This window comes from Mesorhizobium sp. B3-2-1, from assembly GCF_006439515.1.
Taxonomy (GTDB): Bacteria; Pseudomonadota; Alphaproteobacteria; order Rhizobiales; family Rhizobiaceae; genus Mesorhizobium.
Genome location: NZ_VFTI01000007.1, coordinates 166,921 through 182,894, shown reverse-complemented (window position 1 = coordinate 182,894; position 15,974 = coordinate 166,921). Strand labels below are relative to the sequence as shown.

The 15,974-nt window shown below is 63.5% G+C and carries 17 protein-coding genes and 1 pseudogene; 6 read left to right on the top strand and 12 right to left on the bottom strand.

All coding sequences use genetic code 11. The features are described 5' to 3' along the window. Positions 1–40: 40 nt before the first annotated feature. On the top strand, positions 41–1,408 hold the full coding sequence (gene guaD, locus FJW08_RS10150; RefSeq protein WP_140810393.1) for a guanine deaminase: 1,368 nt from the start codon (positions 41–43) through the stop codon (positions 1,406–1,408). A 68-nt stretch (positions 1,409–1,476) separates the two neighbouring features. On the opposite strand, the gene ychF is transcribed toward guaD, so the two are convergent. The 4 genes from ychF to FJW08_RS10130 form a co-directional block, all read right to left on the bottom strand. Beyond that, positions 1,477–2,580 carry a redox-regulated ATPase YchF gene (gene ychF, locus FJW08_RS10145; RefSeq protein WP_140810392.1) on the bottom strand — a complete coding sequence of 368 codons (1,104 nt, stop codon included), beginning with the start codon at positions 2,578–2,580 and terminating at the stop codon, positions 1,477–1,479. A gap of 94 nt (positions 2,581–2,674) precedes the next feature. Continuing rightward, positions 2,675–3,412 (bottom strand): aminoacyl-tRNA hydrolase, encoded by a 738-nt coding sequence (gene pth / locus FJW08_RS10140; RefSeq protein WP_140810391.1) that lies wholly within the window; start codon positions 3,410–3,412, stop codon positions 2,675–2,677. A gap of 23 nt (positions 3,413–3,435) precedes the next feature. Further along, complete coding sequence (locus tag FJW08_RS10135; protein WP_140810390.1) at positions 3,436–4,077, bottom strand: 50S ribosomal protein L25/general stress protein Ctc; 642 nt, start codon at positions 4,075–4,077, stop codon at positions 3,436–3,438. A 234-nt stretch (positions 4,078–4,311) separates the two neighbouring features. Next, positions 4,312–4,740, bottom strand: coding sequence for a MarR family transcriptional regulator (locus FJW08_RS10130; RefSeq protein ID WP_140810389.1), 429 nt, complete (start codon positions 4,738–4,740; stop codon positions 4,312–4,314). 152 nt (positions 4,741–4,892) lie between these two features. Here FJW08_RS10130 and FJW08_RS10125 point away from each other — a divergent pair, with 152 nt between their 5' ends. Beyond that, on the top strand, positions 4,893–5,750 hold the full coding sequence (locus FJW08_RS10125; RefSeq protein ID WP_140810388.1) for an alpha/beta hydrolase: 858 nt from the start codon (positions 4,893–4,895) through the stop codon (positions 5,748–5,750). 72 nt (positions 5,751–5,822) lie between these two features. Here the strand turns inward: FJW08_RS10125 and FJW08_RS10120 are convergent. Then, positions 5,823–7,063, bottom strand: a pseudogene (locus FJW08_RS10120) (MFS transporter). Between the two features lie 138 nt (positions 7,064–7,201). On the opposite strand from FJW08_RS10120, the gene FJW08_RS10115 reads away from it, so the two are divergent. Further along, on the top strand, positions 7,202–8,098 hold the full coding sequence (locus tag FJW08_RS10115) for a helix-turn-helix transcriptional regulator (protein ID WP_140810387.1): 897 nt from the start codon (positions 7,202–7,204) through the stop codon (positions 8,096–8,098). A gap of 8 nt (positions 8,099–8,106) precedes the next feature. Here FJW08_RS10115 and FJW08_RS10110 read toward each other — a convergent pair whose 3' ends face one another. The 7 genes from FJW08_RS10110 to FJW08_RS10080 form a co-directional block, all read right to left on the bottom strand. Then, a complete protein-coding gene (locus FJW08_RS10110; protein ID WP_140758465.1) occupies positions 8,107–9,042 on the bottom strand; it encodes a ribose-phosphate pyrophosphokinase in 936 nt (311 codons plus the stop codon). A gap of 155 nt (positions 9,043–9,197) precedes the next feature. After that, complete coding sequence (locus FJW08_RS10105; protein WP_140810385.1) at positions 9,198–9,833, bottom strand: hypothetical protein; 636 nt, start codon at positions 9,831–9,833, stop codon at positions 9,198–9,200. A 43-nt stretch (positions 9,834–9,876) separates the two neighbouring features. Further along, positions 9,877–11,028 carry a Xaa-Pro peptidase family protein gene (locus FJW08_RS10100; RefSeq protein WP_140810384.1) on the bottom strand — a complete coding sequence of 384 codons (1,152 nt, stop codon included), beginning with the start codon at positions 11,026–11,028 and terminating at the stop codon, positions 9,877–9,879. Further along, positions 11,028–11,822, bottom strand: a complete 795-nt coding sequence (gene pgeF, locus FJW08_RS10095) for a peptidoglycan editing factor PgeF (protein WP_140810383.1) — start codon at positions 11,820–11,822, stop codon at positions 11,028–11,030. Before pgeF ends, FJW08_RS10100 begins: the two co-directional genes overlap by 1 nt. Before the next feature lie 103 nt (positions 11,823–11,925). Continuing rightward, a complete protein-coding gene (locus tag FJW08_RS10090) occupies positions 11,926–13,014 on the bottom strand; it encodes a class I SAM-dependent methyltransferase (RefSeq protein WP_140810382.1) in 1,089 nt (362 codons plus the stop codon). Further along, entirely contained in the window at positions 13,011–13,871 is an 861-nt protein-coding gene (lgt, locus tag FJW08_RS10085) for a prolipoprotein diacylglyceryl transferase (protein WP_140810381.1), read from the bottom strand. The genes FJW08_RS10090 and lgt overlap by 4 nt, the downstream gene beginning before the upstream one ends. 127 nt (positions 13,872–13,998) lie before the next feature. Further along, complete coding sequence (locus FJW08_RS10080) at positions 13,999–14,241, bottom strand: BrnA antitoxin family protein (protein WP_140810380.1); 243 nt, start codon at positions 14,239–14,241, stop codon at positions 13,999–14,001. A gap of 212 nt (positions 14,242–14,453) precedes the next feature. Between FJW08_RS10080 and FJW08_RS10075 the strand changes: the two genes are divergently transcribed. From FJW08_RS10075 to FJW08_RS10065, 3 genes are all read left to right on the top strand, one after another. Continuing rightward, complete coding sequence (locus tag FJW08_RS10075; protein WP_027143348.1) at positions 14,454–14,756, top strand: accessory factor UbiK family protein; 303 nt, start codon at positions 14,454–14,456, stop codon at positions 14,754–14,756. Between the two features lie 318 nt (positions 14,757–15,074). Then, positions 15,075–15,575, top strand: a complete 501-nt coding sequence (locus FJW08_RS10070; protein WP_027143347.1) for a YbjN domain-containing protein — start codon at positions 15,075–15,077, stop codon at positions 15,573–15,575. A 16-nt stretch (positions 15,576–15,591) separates the two neighbouring features. Next, positions 15,592–15,951: a tRNA-binding protein gene (locus tag FJW08_RS10065; RefSeq protein ID WP_140810378.1), complete on the top strand. Its 360-nt coding sequence runs from the start codon at positions 15,592–15,594 to the stop codon at positions 15,949–15,951. The last annotated feature ends 23 nt before the right edge of the window (positions 15,952–15,974 follow it).

Genomic DNA, 15,974 nt, shown 5'->3' with positions numbered 1-15,974 from the left:
CGCCGGCAGTCCGGCGCGCCAGCAGCACCGGAGCGACAATATGACGGCAGAACCGTTCACGCTGCTTGGCACTGCCTTCCATACGCCTGAGCGCGGCAGGCTGGAGGTGCTGGAGGAGCATCTGTTCTGCGTTGGTGCGCAAGGGCGCATAGCCGCGATCCTGGCGCCCGGCCACCCGGAATACGCGGCGACGATGAGCGATGCCCGTCAGGCTGGCAGGCTGGTGGAACTCGGTGAGGGGCAGTTCCTGCTGCCCGGACTCATCGACCTGCACATCCATGCGCCGCAATGGCCGCAGATGGGCAAGGCGCTGGACGTGCCGCTCGAAGTCTGGCTGCAGAAATACACCTTTCCGCTAGAGGCCCGCTATGCGGATTTGGACTTTGCTCGCGAGGTCTATGCCGATCTGGTCGACAATCTTCTCGCCAACGGCACCACCACGGCACTCTATTTCGCCACCGTCCATGTCGAGGCGAGCGTGGCGCTCGCCGAGACATGCCTCGAAAAGGGCCAGCGCGCCCTGGTCGGCAAGGTGGTGATGGACGACGCCGAACAGTGCCCACCCTTCTATCGCGATACCAATGCGGCAAGTGCCGTTTCGGATACCAGGCGCTTTATCGAAGCGGTCAGGTCATTGGATCCGGGCGAAAGGCCGCTGGTCCAGCCGGTGATAACGCCACGCTTCATCCCAAGCTGCACGGATGCGGCTTTGCAGGGGCTGGGCGAGCTCGCCGAGGAGTTCGGCTGCCACGTGCAGACCCATTGCTCCGAAAGCGATTGGGCAAAACAGTTCGTGGAAGATCGCTTCGGCCGCACCGATGCGGCGAGCCTCGATGGTTTTGGCCTGCTCACCCGCCACACGATCCTGGCGCATTCGAACTTCATAGACGGACAGGACATGGATCTGATCAAGGAGAAGGGCGCTGGCGTCGCTCATTGCCCGCTCTCCAATATCTACTTCGCCAATGCGGTGTTTCCGCTGCGAGCGGCACTCGACCGGCACATGCATGTCGGTCTCGGTACCGATATTTCAGGCGGCTACAGCCCATCGCTGTTCGATGGCTGCCGGCATGCGCTGTCTGCCTCGAGGACGCTGCAGAGCGGCGTGCATGCCGGTCTGCCGGCAGAGGAGCGCGGCGCGCCCGGCGAGCCGATCACGCATCAGGAAGCGTTCTGGCTGGCGACTGCGGGAGGTGCTGAAGCGCTCGACCTGCCGACGGGCAGTTTTCGCGTCGGACACGAATTCGACGCGCTGCTGATCGACACGAAAGCGAGCGCCTCGAATATCCACCTCAACGCCGCCGCCGATACGCCCGACGATGTCTTCCAGAAGATCGTGCTCAATGCGGCGCGCGCCAATATTGCCGCTGTGTGGGTTGGAGGCCGCAGCGTGATCGGCGGTAGCTGAGGCCGGCTTGTGGCCGCCCCGAGAGATTTGGACTTCACGGCGCCATGGGGGACGTGATTTTCGTCACATCACGTGTTGAACTTGAACAGCATGACGTCGCCGTCCTGGACGACGTATTCCTTGCCTTCGTCGCGTGCCTTTCCGGCTTCCTTGGCCGCCACTTCGCCGCCCAGCGTGACGAAGTCGTTGTAGGCGATGGTCTGGGCGCGGATGAAGCCGCGTTCGAAGTCGGTGTGGATGACGCCGGCGGCCTGCGGGGCCTTGTCGCCCTTGTGGACGGTCCAGGCGCGCGTTTCTTTCGGACCGGCGGTGAAATAGGTGATCAGATGCAACAGATCGTAGCCGGCGCGGATGACCTTGTTCAACCCCGGCTCATCGAGGCCGAGCGAGGACAGGAACTCCATCTCTTCCTCGTCCGAGAGCTGGGCGACTTCGGCCTCGATCGCGGCCGAGATCACGACGGTGCCGGCGCCCTGCGCGGTGGCCATCTTTTCTACGGCCCTGGTGTGCTCGTTGCCGGTCGCGGCATCGGCCTCGGCGACGTTGCAGACATAAAGCACGGGGTGCGAGGTCAGAAGGTTGAGCCCCTGCAGGATGCGCAGGTCCTCCGCCGAAATGCCCTTGAGCAGGATGCGGGTCGGCTTGCCGGCCTGCAGCAGCTCAAGTGCTGCCTCCATCATCGGCAATACGGTCGTCGCTTCCTTGTCCTTGCTGCCGGCGCGCTTGCGGATCTGGACGATGCGGCGCTCGATGCTGTCGAGGTCGGCGAGCATCAGTTCGGTCTCGACCGTCTCGGCGTCGGCGACCGGGTCGATGCGGCCCTCGACATGGGTGATGTCGTCATCCTCGAAGCAGCGCAGCACGTGCACGATGGCGTCGACCTCGCGGATGTTGGCGAGGAACTGGTTGCCCAATCCTTCGCCCTTCGAGGCGCCGCGCACCAGGCCGGCAATGTCGACGAAGGAGATGCGGGTCGGGATGATCTCCTTCGACTTGGCGACCTCGGCGATCTTCTGCAGGCGCGGATCGGGTACCGCCACCTCGCCGGTGTTCGGTTCGATGGTGCAGAAGGGATAATTGGCGGCCTGCGCGGCGGCCGTCCTCGTCAGCGCGTTGAAAAGCGTCGACTTGCCGACGTTGGGCAAGCCAACGATGCCGCATTTGAAACCCATTTTGTCCGGTCCTATCGGGAAAGCGAATTTGATGAGGGCTATGGGCGATAGGGGTGATCAACGTCAAGCCCTGTAACGTCGATGGTCCTGCGCCTCAGTCCTTGTTGCCGAACAGCTTTTTCAGCATGGCGGCCATCGGGCCGGTCTCAGGCAGTTTGGCGGGTGTCTGCTGGGGGCGGGCCTGGCGGACATGGCTCTGCTGTTTCGGAGCCTGCTTCTGGGCCGGCTTTTCCGGTTCGGCGCCGGCCTTACCCTGGACGGCAAGGGCGGCCTTGTTCATGAAGCCGGATTCGTCGCCCTTGACGATCATCGCCGCATTGTCGGCGATCGCGTCGAGCAGCGGGTCGAGCCATTCGCGGTCGGCCTTGGCGAAATCGCCGAGCACATGATGCTGGACCATTTCCTTGACGCCGGGATGGCCGACGCCGATGCGCACGCGCCGATAAGCGTTGCCGATATGGCCGTCGATCGAGCGGATGCCGTTGTGGCCGCCGGCGCCGCCGCCGGTCTTGATGCGCAGCTTGCCTTCGGCAAGATCGATCTCGTCATAGAAGACGGTGAGGGCGGAAAGGTCGAGCTTGTAGAAGCGCAGCGCTTCGCCGACCGACTGGCCGGACAGGTTCATGAAGGTCTGCGGCTTGATCAGGATGATCTTTTCGCCGCCGAGCGTGCCTTCGGAAATCAGGCCCTGGAACTTCTTCGACCAGGGCGAAAAGGAATGGCGGCGAGCGATAGCGTCCGCCGCCATGAAGCCGACATTGTGCCGGTTTTGAGCATATTTCGCGCCCGGATTGCCGAGGCCTGCAAAGACAAGCGCCGACTTCCCTGGCATCGTCCGCTCCGGGCGTGAAAGAGTTACTTCTCTTCGGCGGCCGGAGCCGCTTCGGGAGCCTCAGCCTCGACCGTCTCTTCCGTCTCCGGCTTCATGGCCGCCGAACCGGCAACGGTCGCGATGGTGAAGTCGCGGTCGGAGATGACCGGCTTGACGCCGGCCGGCAGCTTGACCGCCGAGATGTGGATCGAATCGCCGATGTCGGCGCCGGTGAGATCGACGGTGATGAATTCCGGGATCGCATTGGCCGGGCAGTGGAACTCGACTTCGTGACGCACGATGTTGAGCACGCCGCCACGCTTGATGCCGGGCGACTTGTCTTCATTGATGAAGTGCACGGGAACATCGACGTTGACTTCCGTGTCCTTGCCAATGCGCAGGAAATCCACGTGCATCGGGAAGTCCTTGACAGGGTCAAGCTGGAAGTCCTTCGGCAGGACCTGGATCTTCTTGCCATCGACATCAATCGTGGCGACCGTGGTCAGGAACCCGCCGCCATGGATCTTGTAGAAGATGTCCTTGTAGGTGAGAGCGATCGCCAGGGGAGGCTGCTTGTCACCGTAAATTACTGCAGGCACTTTACCATTGCGGCGAACTGCACGGGCGGACCCCTTACCGACCTGTTCGCGCGCTTCGGCCTTGAGCTCGTAAGTATCGTGGCTCATGGTTTTTCCTTTCGCGTGTTATGGAGCGCCTACGGTCGGCGATGTGCCCAAGCCGTAAACGTCGAAAGCCGCCAGACCTCGATGTCCGAATGCCGGAAACCGCAGCGAGCGGATCTTTGTTCGGATCACAAGGGGAAGGCAGCCTTCCGCCGCGTTGCCTCCAAGGGTGTCTACGCGGGTGGCGGCTCTATAGCGGAAGGTGGGCAGGCGTGCAAGCGGTGGGAAGGCCGTCGCTTACCGGTCGCCGCTCAAGGCATCGCGCAGTGCCTGGACCTGCCGGTTCAGGGCGTCGAGCTCGGCCAGCGTCATGCCCGAGCGCTTAACCAGGGTCTCGTTCAGGCAGTTGCACTGCACGAGCAGCTTGCGGCCGGCTGATGTCAGGTCGACCTGCACCTGGCGCTCGTCGGTCTGGCTGCGCTGGCGGGTCAACAGGCCGGCCTGTTCCATGCGCTTGACCAGCGGCGTGACCGTGCTCGATTCCAGAGCGAGCCTGTGCGCGATCGTGCCGACAGACATGCCGTCGGCCTCGCCCAGAGCGTTGAGCACGAGATATTGCGGATAGGTGATGCCCATCTCGTCCAGCATCGGCTTGTAGGTGCGATTGATCGCCATGCTGGTGGCGTAGAGCGTGAAGCAGAGCTGATTGTCCAACGGGAGAGGCACGACAACATTCCTTTGCCGATTAAGCGCCCGGGATATGTACTACGAAAAATGATATCGCGATATGTATTTTTGTGGACACGGAGATCAAGCTGCGTTAGCGAGATTGATATCGCGATATTGTTTATCGCGACATTAATCGAACGGAGATTGAGATGACCTCGCAAACCAAATCAGGCTCAGGCAGCGGCACGATCACCACCAAGGACGCCACGCAAATCTATTACAAGGACTGGGGAACCGGTCAGCCCATCGTCTTCCATCACGGCTGGCCATTGAGCAGCGACGACTGGGACGCTCAGATGCTATTCTTCCTCGCACAGGGCTACCGTGTCATCGCCCATGACCGCCGCGGCCATGGCCGCTCGACCCAGACCGATATCGGCAACGAGATGGACACCTATGCCGCCGATGTGGCTGAACTTGTCGCGCATCTCGACCTCAGGGATGCCATCCATGTCGGCCATTCGACCGGGGGCGGCGAGGTGGCGCGCTATGTTGCCCGGTATGGCTCGGGCGGCCGTGTCGCCAAGGCAGCGTTGCTCGGCGCGGTGCCGCCGATCATGCTCAAGACCCCAGCCAATCCCGGCGGCCTTCCCATCGAGGTGTTCGACGGCTTCCGTTCCGGTGTCGCCGCCAACCGTGCCCAGCTCTATGTGGATGTTCCCGCCGGCCCGTTCTACGGTTTCAACCGTCCGGGCGCCGAGGTTTCGCAGGGCGTTGTCGACAACTGGTACCGCCAGGGGATGATGGGCGGCACCAAGGCGCATTACGACTGCATCAAGGCCTTTTCGGAAACCGATTTCACCGAGGATTTGAAGGCGATCGACGTGCCGGTGCTGGTCATGCATGGCGACGACGACCAGATCGTCCCCCTCGCCGACTCGGCGCTGCTGAGCATCAAGCTGCTCAAGAAGGGCGAGCTCAAGGTCTACAAGGGCTTTCCGCACGGCATGGCCACGACCCACACCGAAATCATCAACGCCGACCTGCTGGCTTTCTTCAAGGCCTAGATGCTTTCCACCTGAACGGAAAAGGCACCCGCCGTGAGGCGGGTGCTTTTACCGGGATGCAGCTTGAATGATTTAAACGGTTGCTTGCGCCTTCCGGGCTTCCTTCATGTTGGGCAGGAACACTGTCAGCAGCCCCAGGAACGGCAGGTAGGAGCAGATCTGGAAGACGAAGTCGATGCCCTTCATGTCGGCGACGACGCCAAGCACGGCGGCCGCGATACCGCCGACGCCGAAGGCGAAACCGAAGAAGATGCCGGCGATCATGCCGACACGCCCCGGCACCAGTTCCTGCGCGAAGACGACGATGTTGGAGAAGGCCGACGACAGGATCAGGCCGATCAGCACGGTCAGCACCATCGTCCATTCCATGTTGGCGTAGGGGAGCGCCAGCGTGAAGGGCAGGACGCCGACGATCGAGAACCAGATCATCGCTTTTTGTCCATAGCGGTCGCCGAACGGACCGCCGAGCAGGATGCCCAGCGCCGAAGAGCCGAGGAAGAGGAACAGCATGACCTGCGACATCTGCACCGAAACGCCGAACTTATGGATGGAATAGAAGGTGTAGTAGCTGGCGAGGCTGGCGATGTAGGCGTTCTTGGTCAGCACCAGCAAGGTCAGCACCGCCAATGCCCACATCACCTTCCGGCGCGGGAAGGGCGAGACGAAGCTTGCCGTCTTGCGATTGCCCTGCGCGGCGCGCAGGTGGCTGTACCAGCCGCCGACCTGCCACAGGATGACGATGCCGATCAGCGAGCCGACTGCGAACCAGGCGATGCTGGTCTGGCCGAAGGGCACGACGATGAAGGCGGCCGCAAGGGGCCCATGGACTGGCCGAAATTGCCGCCGACCTGGAACAGCGACTGCGCCAGGCCAAACCGGCCACCGGATGCGAAGCGGGCGATGCGCGAGGATTCCGGATGGAAGATCGCCGAACCGATGCCGATCAGCGAGGCACCGATCAGGAGCAGATAGTAGTGCCCGGCATAGGCCAGCACGACCAGGCCGATCAGCGAGGACGCCATGCCCCAGGGCAGCGAATAGGGCATCGGCCGCTTGTCGGTGACCGCGCCGATGATCGGCTGCAGCAGGGATGCCGTCACCTGGAAGGTGAAGGTCAACAGGCCGATCTGCCAGAAGTCGAGGCCGTAATTGTCTTTCAGAAGCGGATAGATGGCCGATAGCAGCGACTGCATGATGTCGTTGATGGAGTGGCAGAGGCTCACCGCCAGGATGACGGTGAAGGCCGTCGCCTGGGCTGAAGCGTGACTGGCGGTCGCTTGTGTCGCGACGCTGCTGGCTGTCGTATCGGTCAAGATAGGCTCCGTAGTCTTTTTGGCGGGTGTTCCCGCGGGCGACGTGGCGGGGGCTTCCCGCAGGCAGCCTTATAGTCCGGTTGCCAAGCGACTTCTTTCGTGGTTTGGTCCAATAGTTTCGCGAGTGGGCCATACCGAATGCCAAAAACCAGGGAGATTTTCGGCGCCGGCCACACCGATCTCGAGCAATTGCACGGGTTGCGTTGGCAGTGGCTCGAGCAGGCGGTCGGGCCGGCGGTGGTGTTGCCGACCGAATATCCGGACGGCTACCACGTGCCGCACCACCACCACAGCCGCAGCCAGTTGCTGCACGCGCTGGTCGGCGTCGTGCTGGTGACGACGCGGCATGGGCGCTGGATGGTGCCGCCGGACCATGCGATGTGGATTCCGGCCGGCATCGAACATTCCGTCGAGATGCTGGGCGATGTCTCGATGCGCTCCGTCTATGTCATGCCGCAGGCGATCCCGGGCCTGCCGGAAGGCATGCGCGTCGTCGGCATCACCGACCTGATGCACAGCCTGATCGTGGAATCCGAGAAGCTGCCGCAAGGCGGCGAACTTGAAGGGCGCGGCGGCCTGATCATGAACCTACTCCTGCATGAGATCCCGCAATTGCCGGAGCGGCCGCTCGGCCTGCCATTTCCGTCGGATCCCAAACTGGCGGCGCTCTGCCGGCGTTTCGTCGCAGCACCCTCACCGCACGCAACGATCGACGAATGGGCCGATACCGTCGGCATGAGCAGGCGTTCCTTCACGCGCGCCTTCCAGCGCCAGACCGGCCTGTCGCTGTCGACCTGGCGCCAGCAGGCCTGCCTGTTCGCGGCACTGCCGAGGCTCGCCGACGGCGAGCCGATCACCCGGGTGGCGCTCGATCTCGGTTATGACAGCGTGCCGGCCTTCATCACCATGTTCAAGCGCATGCTGGGTTCCTCGCCGCGCGGCTATATGCGCGGGGCGCGTGATGCCGGCGAAGGCATGCGCCGAGCCCCGGCCCGGTTAGAAGCCCCGGCACCCTCGGCCTTGCCGCAGGGGTAACCGGCTTTTCAGTCGAACAGGCTCGACACCGATTCCTCGGTCGCCGTGCGCGAAATGGCTTCGCCCATCAGGTCGGCGATCGAGATGACGCGGATGTTGGGCGCGTCGAGCACGCCCTGCGTCGGCTGGATGGAATCGGTGATCACCAGTTCCTGCAGCTTCGAGGCGCTGATGCGGGCGACCGCGCCGCCCGACAGCACGCCGTGGGTGATGTAGGCGGTGACGCTGGTGGCGCCGTTGGCCAGCAGCGCGTCGGCGGCGTTGCACAGCGTGCCGCCGGAATCGACGATGTCGTCGATCAAAAGGCAATCCTTGCCGGCGACCGCGCCGATGATGTTCATGACTTCCGATTCGCCCGGACGCTCACGGCGCTTGTCGACGATGGCGAGTTGCGCGTCGAAGCGCTTGGCCAGAGCGCGGGCACGCACCACGCCGCCAATATCGGGCGACACCACCACGACATTGCCGAGCTGCTTGTACTTAGCCTTGACGTCGCGGGCCATCACCGGCACCGAGAACAGATTGTCGGTCGGGATGTCGAAGAAGCCCTGGATCTGGCCGGCATGGAGATCCAGCGTCAAAACCCGGTCCACGCCGGCGCGGGTGATCATGTTGGCGACCAGCTTGGCCGAGATCGGCGTGCGCCCGGAAGCGCGGCGATCCTGCCTTGCGTAGCCGAAATAGGGGATAACCGCCGTGATGCGCTTGGCCGACGAGCGCATGAAGGCGTCGATCATGATGAGCAATTCCATCAGGTGATCGTTGGTCGGAAAGGAAGTCGACTGCAGGATGAAGACATCCTCGCCGCGCACATTTTCCTGGATTTCGACGAAGATTTCCTGGTCGGCGAAGCGCCTGACACTGGCCTTGCCCAGCGGGATGTTGAGATAGCGGGCGACCGCTTCGGCCAGCACCCTGTTGGAATTGCCCGCGAAGAGTTTCATGCACCGTTCCTGGTGGAGGACGGAGAGGTCCGGCGGACTCTCCTGCGCCTTTTAACCGGGCTTTTAGCGGCCCGCGCCGGTATTGCAAGCGCCGAGATCGTGAATCCGCCGGCTAAGCCCAGGAAAACTGTTCGGCATCACCGACTGGCAACACCTCAACTCGCCTTGCCGCTAAGAAAGGCCGCGAACTGATCGATGGTCTGGTCGGCGATCGCCTGCATGGTGGCCGGCGAGACCGACTTCCAGCTGTCGGCGCCCGCGCTGCCGCCGGAATTGGTCGAAGGCGCCTTCATCTGGCCGTTGATGCGGTGCAGCCGGTTACCGGAGGGGTCGTAGACGTCCCAGACATAGATGACGGTGGTGTCCTTGCCCTCCGTCATCGCCGAGAAGTAGCCCTTGAGCACGTGGGTAGCGGTCTGGTCCTGGCTGCCGGCCAGCGTGATGCCGCGCTGCTTGGCGCGTGTCTGCAGTTCCGCCGTCAGCGGCGTGGCGGCTTCCACCGAAGCGCCGACGATCGGCGCGATCTGCAGCCGGGTCTTCGACAGGATGGCGGCGGCCTGGGCGGAGGTGACGGGCGCGGCGGCGGGTGCGCCCGCCGTCGTGGTGGCCGTCGCGGCCGGCGCCGGGGCTGGAACGGTGCCCGCAGCGCTGCCTTGCGTGGCGGGTGCGGGCTGTGCCGAAGCCGCCGGCGGGGTGATGGCGGAAGGTTCGAGGACGTCCTTTGCGTTGGTGCAGGCGGTCAAAGCCAATGCCACAAGCAATGACACGGTCGTCACATGCGATCGTCTCATTTGCCTTCTAACTCCTTGGCGAAGAACGTCTCCCATTGTGGATTCACTGCACGATCAAGTCGAGATCATGGCGGGACAGCGGCTTCGGCTGGGATTCGGTGGTCAGGTAGGTGCGGCCAAGCGTCATCGCCGTCTCGGTCTCGGAATCCATGATGATCATGTGGGCAAACAGCGTCATGTTCGGCGCGATCGGCTCGGGATTACCCTGGTAGAACATCGGCATGTCCATCCAGGACGGCGTGAAGCGGGCGCCGACCGAATAGCCGCAGGCGTTCAGCCGGTGCTTGGTCAGGCCGTGCGCTTCCATTGTGCGGGCGTGGGCGTCGAACACGTCGCCGAAGGTGTTTGCGGGCGTCATCGCCTTTTCGACGGCCAGAAGCGCTGCACGCGCCGCGTCGAACAGCTCCTGATGGCGCTTGGAGACCTTGCCGGTCAGCACCGTGCGCATCATCGGCGCATGGTAATGATGGAAGACGCCGGCCCATTCGAGCGTCAGCTGGTCGTTCTTGGTGAGCTTGCGGCGGCCGGCCTTGTAGCGGCACAGCAGCGCATCGACGCCGGAGCCGATGATGAACTCGTTGGCCGGGTAGTCGCCGCCACCGGCGAAGATCGCGCCCTGCATGGCGGCGAGGATCAGCGCCTCGTCGCCGCCCTGCTTGATCAGCGGCAGCGCCGCGTCCAGCGCGTCGTCGGAAAGATTGGCGGCCTTTTCCGCCTTGGCGACCTCGGCAGGGCTCTTGAACAGGCGCAGCCGGCCGACGATGCCGGAAGCATCGGCGATCTGGCCGAAGGTCTGCAACTGCTCGTCCAGGCGGCGGCCATTAAAGGCGGTCAGGCCGTGGGTGTCGTATTCGACGCCGATGCGGGCGCCGAGCAGGTCGAGTTCGTTGAGCAGGTTGCGCAGGTCGACCGCCGGATTGGCGCCGTCGCGGTCGGTCCACAGCACGATGTTGTCGATGATCGATGTGTGGCGCGCCTGGCGCAGATCGGCCGAGCGGGTCAGAAGCACCATGGAGCCGTCGGCCTTCACCACCAGGCACTGGAAGAAGCAGAAGCCGAACGTGTCGTAGCCGGTCAGCCAGTACATGCTTTCCTGCGCGAACAGCAGGATGGCGTCGAGCTTCTTCTCGGCCATCTCGATCATCAGCCGGTCGCGCCGCGCGTCGAATTCCGATCGTTCAAAATGCAGCACCATTATACCTCCTCCAAAACGATTGCCGAAACCTGCCGGCCATAATCGGGCTCCTTGCGGTGCGTGGTGCGCCGGTAGGAGAAAAACAGATCTTCCTCGGCATAGGTGCAGCGGCCAAGGCCATCGGCCCTCACTCCGGCCCTGGCCAGCCGGTCGATCGTATAGCGGTTGAGGTCGAACATCGAATGGCCGGCATGTGCCGAAGGCACGAAATACCGCGCATTCTCACTGTCGGCACCGACGAAGCGGGCGACGAATTCCGGCCCCACTTCGTAATTGTCGGGGCCGATCGAAGGCCCGAGCACAGCGACGATGTTTTCGCGACGGGCGCCGAGGCTTTCCATGGCGGCAATGGTGTTTTCGAGCACGCCCGTGAAAGCGCCTTTCCAGCCGGCATGCGCCGCGCCGATGATGCGCGCGCCGGTATCCGCGAACAGAACCGGGCCGCAGTCGGCTGTCGAGGCGCCGATGGCGATGCCCGGCCTGTCGGTGACGATGGCATCGGCCTTGGGCCGCTCGCCCGCGAAGGGTTCCCTGGCGATGACGACGTCGGGCGAATGGATCTGCCAGGCGGTCAACAGATGGCTTGCGGGCACGCCCATCCAGGCGGCGACGCGAGCCCGGTTCTGCGCCACCAGCGCCTGGTCGTCATCCGACCCAGTGCCGATGTTGAGGCCCTGGTAGATGCCCGTGGAGACGCCGCCGATGCGGGTGAAATAGCCGTGACGGATGCCTTGTGCCTGCGCCTGGTCCAGCAGCGGCGACCGAACGGGATCCGGTTTGGTCTGATTCAGCATGCGGGCGTTGTTGTCCGTGTGGGCGGTTTCGTCAAGGAAAAGCGGCCGGCGGTCCGGCCGCTCTTTTACCGGACGGGAGATTGGGAGGGGTAGCGATGAAAAGTCAATCCGCCGTGGCGAAGGGCCTGACGGAGATGCCGCGCGGAACGATGGCGAGGACCTTGAAGAGTTCACCCATGGCTTGCGGGCCGGCGAGGCGCTCGACGGCATCCGATATCTCGTCGCGTGCCGGCTGGCCGGCATCCGCGCCCAACTGGCCGGCGCGCTCCAGAATGCCCATGCCGAGCAGGAAATTGCCCTGTGTCGACAGATAGGTGTCGAGACCGTGCGCGCGCACGATCGCTGCAAGGGCGGCGAAATCGACATGGGAGGTAAGGTCCGCTTCGCCGGGACTGGCCAGCACATCTTCGTGATTGTGCCGGCGCAGGGCCTGCAGCGTGTCGCCGACACCGGGCTGCAGATGCCCGTAGTCGAGGAACAGTCCGGCGCCGCCGTCGCCGGCTATGCGCTCGGCGATCGCCGCCATCAGGGCCGTGCGGGCCGGCGCGATTTCGACGATCGCCCCTTGCGGCGCGTCGACTGCATCCCTGGGCAGCAGCGTCGGGTCGACGGAGCCGACGCCGGCGAAGAAGCAAAGATTGTCCGCGTCGTCCAGGCCGACCATGCGCTCGCGCCACTCGGCGCCGGCGCGGACGAACTGGCGGATGGGCACGGCATCGAACAGTTCGTTGCCGACGATCAGCAGCGGCTGCCGCGGCAGCGTGCCGACGACCTCGTGCCAGGAAACAGCGAATGGTGTCGCGCCGAGCGTCTGTTTTTGGATTTCCGTCAGGCGCGGGCTGGTCTCGATCATGGCGATGGCGGCGCCATTGGCCAAGGCCGGGTCGAGCCGCGACAAGGTGCGCAGCATGTCCTTCATCAGCGTGCCGCGACCGGGGCCGATCTCGGCGATGGTGACCGGCATCGGCCGGCCGATCGCTGCCCAGGCCTGGTAAAACCAGACGGCGACGAGTTCGCCGAACATCTGGCTGATCTCCGGCGCGGTGATGAAGTCGCCGGCCGCGCCGAACGGTTCGCGTGTCGTGTAGTAGCCGTCGCGCGGATCGAACAGGCACAGCGCCATGTATTCGTTGACGGGCATCGGGCCAACCGCCTCGATCAGGTCGACGATGCGGGATTTCAGTCGCGTCATGTCGCTTGCTGTTGCGTTTGGATCACTGGCTTGGCTGTCGCCATCGCCCAGATTCCGGCCAGCACCATCGGCGTCGACAGGATCATGCCCATGGTCAGCCAATTGGTGCCGAGGAGATAGCCGAGCTGCTGGTCGGGTTCGCGGAAGAACTCGACAAAGATGCGTGACAGGCCGTAGCCGCAGATGAAAGCGCCGCCGACGAAGCGCGGCGTCCTCAGCTTGAGGCGCGAGTGGGTGAGGATGCGCAGCACGACAAACAGCACCAGCCCTTCGAGCAAGGCTTCGTAGAGCTGGCTTGGATGGCGGGTGAACGGACCGCCATTGGGGAATTCGATCGCCCAGGGCACATCGGTAGGCCGTCCCCAGAGCTCGGAGTTGATGAAGTTGGCGACGCGCACGAGGCCAAGGCCGACCGGCACGCCGGCTGCCACGACATCGAACAGAGACCAGGTGCGGATGCCGCGCTTAAAGGAAAACAGCGTCATGGCCAGGATGACGCCGAGCAGGCCGCCATGGAAGGACATGCCGCCTTGCCAGACGGCGAAGATATCGAGCGGATGGGCGATATAGCGCGCCAGGTCATAGAACAGGACATAGCCGGTGCGGCCGCCCAGAACCACGCCGATGGCCGCCCAGACGATGAAGTCGTCGAGATCCTCCGGCTTCATCGGCAGGACGCCGTCGGGCCACAGTTTCGGATTGGCGGCGAGCCGCTTGGCATACCACCAGGCAAACAGGATGCCGACGATGTAACCGATGCCGTACCAGTGCACCGCCAGCGGCCCGATCTGGATGAGGATCGGGTTGATGTTCGGGAAAGGCAGCGAAGCCAACGGCAGCAGGAAATACTCGTTCAACGGAAAGCTCTCGGTTGCGATCGGCGCGGACCATGCGGCAGGGTTTTGGCAGGGTCAAGGCAAGGTCACGGCCGTCCATGGTCCGTAAACAGGATCGCTTCAAGGTCCATCGCGCGGACGGACGTCCTCAACCCCTGGGCTTGCCGGCCACCACATTACGCAAGGCGTCGTTGATCCTGTCCTGCCAGCCGGGACCATCTTCCTGGAAATGATCGAGCACGGCCCGGTCGATCCTGATCGAGACAAGCTCGCGGACATTCGGAGTGGTGGAGGGTTCGCGTGGCGGAGCCGCGGCCGGCTTCTTGACTGGCTTGAAGACAGCTTCAGCGGCTTCCATCGGATTTGTCGGTCGGCGCGGGGGTGTTGCCATTGGTTATCCTGATTGAACGTGCCTGAAGGGGAGAGAGGGCGTCATAATAGGCGACTTGCCACCACTAAGTACAGCTTCGGAGCCGTTCGGAAGGGCGTGGCGCTCACCATGCGGCTGTGCGCCATAGCAACGCAGCAGCCGCAGCTAGCTTCAACGTTCTTGCATTCCTCGCGCCACGTCACTAATTCCAATCAAGCAAGCGAGGATTTGCCATGTCGACCGGACCGAACCGCATTCTCGATGAATTCGCCAAGCTGATGACCGATGCCGCCGGTGCCGCTCAGGGTGTGCGGCGCGAGGTGGAGACGGCCTTCAAGGGCCAGGCGGAACGCATCCTCAACTCCATGGATGTCGTGCAGCGCGAGGAGTTCGAGGCCGCGCGCGAGATGGCGGCCAAGGCGCGGGAAGAGAACGGCAGGCTCGCCGAGCGCATCGAGACGCTCGAGGCCAGGATCGCCGAACTGACCGGCCAGGCCACACCTGCGGCTCCGGCGAAGCCCAAGCCGAAAAAATAATTCGTTAAACTTTTCCACAAAGCACCAGCCTGAAAATCGCTTTGCCGTGAATCGCTTACCGGCATTGCGTGACTCTTTGTGGCAGGCACCTTTCCACATGCGAATGACGCAGTGCGAAAAATTGGGCTGTTCACGCGACTCCCGATCAATAGACTGAATTTGTTGCATGATTCGGAACAGGGGTCATGCGCCGGGCGGTGGGGTCCGGTCTGGGGTCTTTGCGTCGAGAAGTCCCGGCCGTCCGAGTTCTAGACAAGATTGTTCGTCGTGTGTGCCCCGCGGAGCGTGTGGCGCTCCCCTGAACACAGGAAGCATTCCATGGAACTTCTCGAACTCGAATTTTCCCGCGAAATCCATCCGGTGGATGTGATCGAGCAGGTGGCCCACAACAATGACTGGTCCTTCGAACGGGCCGGCGACGACGAAATCTCGATCTCGGTCGCCGGCAGCTGGACCGACTATCACGTGTCCTTCTCGTGGATGGAGGATTTCGAGGCGCTGCATCTCGCCTGCGCCTTCGACATCAAGGTGCCGGAAACCCGCACGCTGGAAGTGATGCGGCTGTTGTCGCTGATCAACGAACAGATGCTGTTCGGCCATTTCGACCTCTGGGAGCAGGAAGGCGCGATCATGTTCCGCCAGTCGCTGCTCCTGGCCGGCGGGGTCGAACCGTCGAGCCAGCAAGTCGAGGTGCTCTTGTCCTCGGCGCTGGAAGCCTGCGAGTGCTATTTCCAGGCTTTCCAGTTCGTTGTCTGGTCGGGAACCTCGGCCAAGGACGCGCTCGCCGGCGTGCTGTTCGAGACCTTCGGCAACGCCTGAGCAAGAAGCGTTCGACATGAGTTCAAGCAAGGAGCGCAAGCCCGAGATCAGCTTCGCCGATTTCGATCGTGTCGACATCCGCGCCGGCACGATCGTCGAAGCCGAGCCTTTTCCGGAGGCGCGCAAGCCGGCCTTCAGGCTGAAGATCGATTTCGGCGCCGAGATCGGCATCAAGAAGTCGTCGGCGCAGATCACCAAATATTATACGCCCGCGACCTTGATCGGCCGGCAGGTGTTCGCAGTGGTCAATTTCCCGCCGCGCCAGATCGGCCCGTTCATGTCGGAAGTGCTGACGCTCGGTTTTCCCGATGAACAGGGTGCCGTCGTGTTGGGCGCCATCGAGCGCAAGGTGCCGGACGGCGGACGACTGTTTTAGCCTTCGTCATCCACGGGCGTAGC

Coding starts and splice junctions, on each gene's coding strand:
- guaD (WP_140810393.1), top strand. CDS start 41: ATGACGGCAGAACCGTTCACGCTGCTTGGCACTGCCTTCCATACGCCT.
- ychF (WP_140810392.1), bottom strand. CDS start 2,580: ATGGGTTTCAAATGCGGCATCGTTGGCTTGCCCAACGTCGGCAAGTCG.
- pth (WP_140810391.1), bottom strand. CDS start 3,412: ATGCCAGGGAAGTCGGCGCTTGTCTTTGCAGGCCTCGGCAATCCGGGC.
- FJW08_RS10135 (WP_140810390.1), bottom strand. CDS start 4,077: ATGAGCCACGATACTTACGAGCTCAAGGCCGAAGCGCGCGAACAGGTC.
- FJW08_RS10125 (WP_140810388.1), top strand. CDS start 4,893: ATGACCTCGCAAACCAAATCAGGCTCAGGCAGCGGCACGATCACCACC.
- FJW08_RS10115 (WP_140810387.1), top strand. CDS start 7,202: ATGCCAAAAACCAGGGAGATTTTCGGCGCCGGCCACACCGATCTCGAG.
- FJW08_RS10110 (WP_140758465.1), bottom strand. CDS start 9,042: ATGAAACTCTTCGCGGGCAATTCCAACAGGGTGCTGGCCGAAGCGGTC.
- FJW08_RS10105 (WP_140810385.1), bottom strand. CDS start 9,833: ATGAGACGATCGCATGTGACGACCGTGTCATTGCTTGTGGCATTGGCT.
- FJW08_RS10100 (WP_140810384.1), bottom strand. CDS start 11,028: ATGGTGCTGCATTTTGAACGATCGGAATTCGACGCGCGGCGCGACCGG.
- pgeF (WP_140810383.1), bottom strand. CDS start 11,822: ATGCTGAATCAGACCAAACCGGATCCCGTTCGGTCGCCGCTGCTGGAC.
- FJW08_RS10090 (WP_140810382.1), bottom strand. CDS start 13,014: ATGACGCGACTGAAATCCCGCATCGTCGACCTGATCGAGGCGGTTGGC.
- FJW08_RS10080 (WP_140810380.1), bottom strand. CDS start 14,241: ATGGCAACACCCCCGCGCCGACCGACAAATCCGATGGAAGCCGCTGAA.
- FJW08_RS10075 (WP_027143348.1), top strand. CDS start 14,454: ATGTCGACCGGACCGAACCGCATTCTCGATGAATTCGCCAAGCTGATG.
- FJW08_RS10070 (WP_027143347.1), top strand. CDS start 15,075: ATGGAACTTCTCGAACTCGAATTTTCCCGCGAAATCCATCCGGTGGAT.
- FJW08_RS10065 (WP_140810378.1), top strand. CDS start 15,592: ATGAGTTCAAGCAAGGAGCGCAAGCCCGAGATCAGCTTCGCCGATTTC.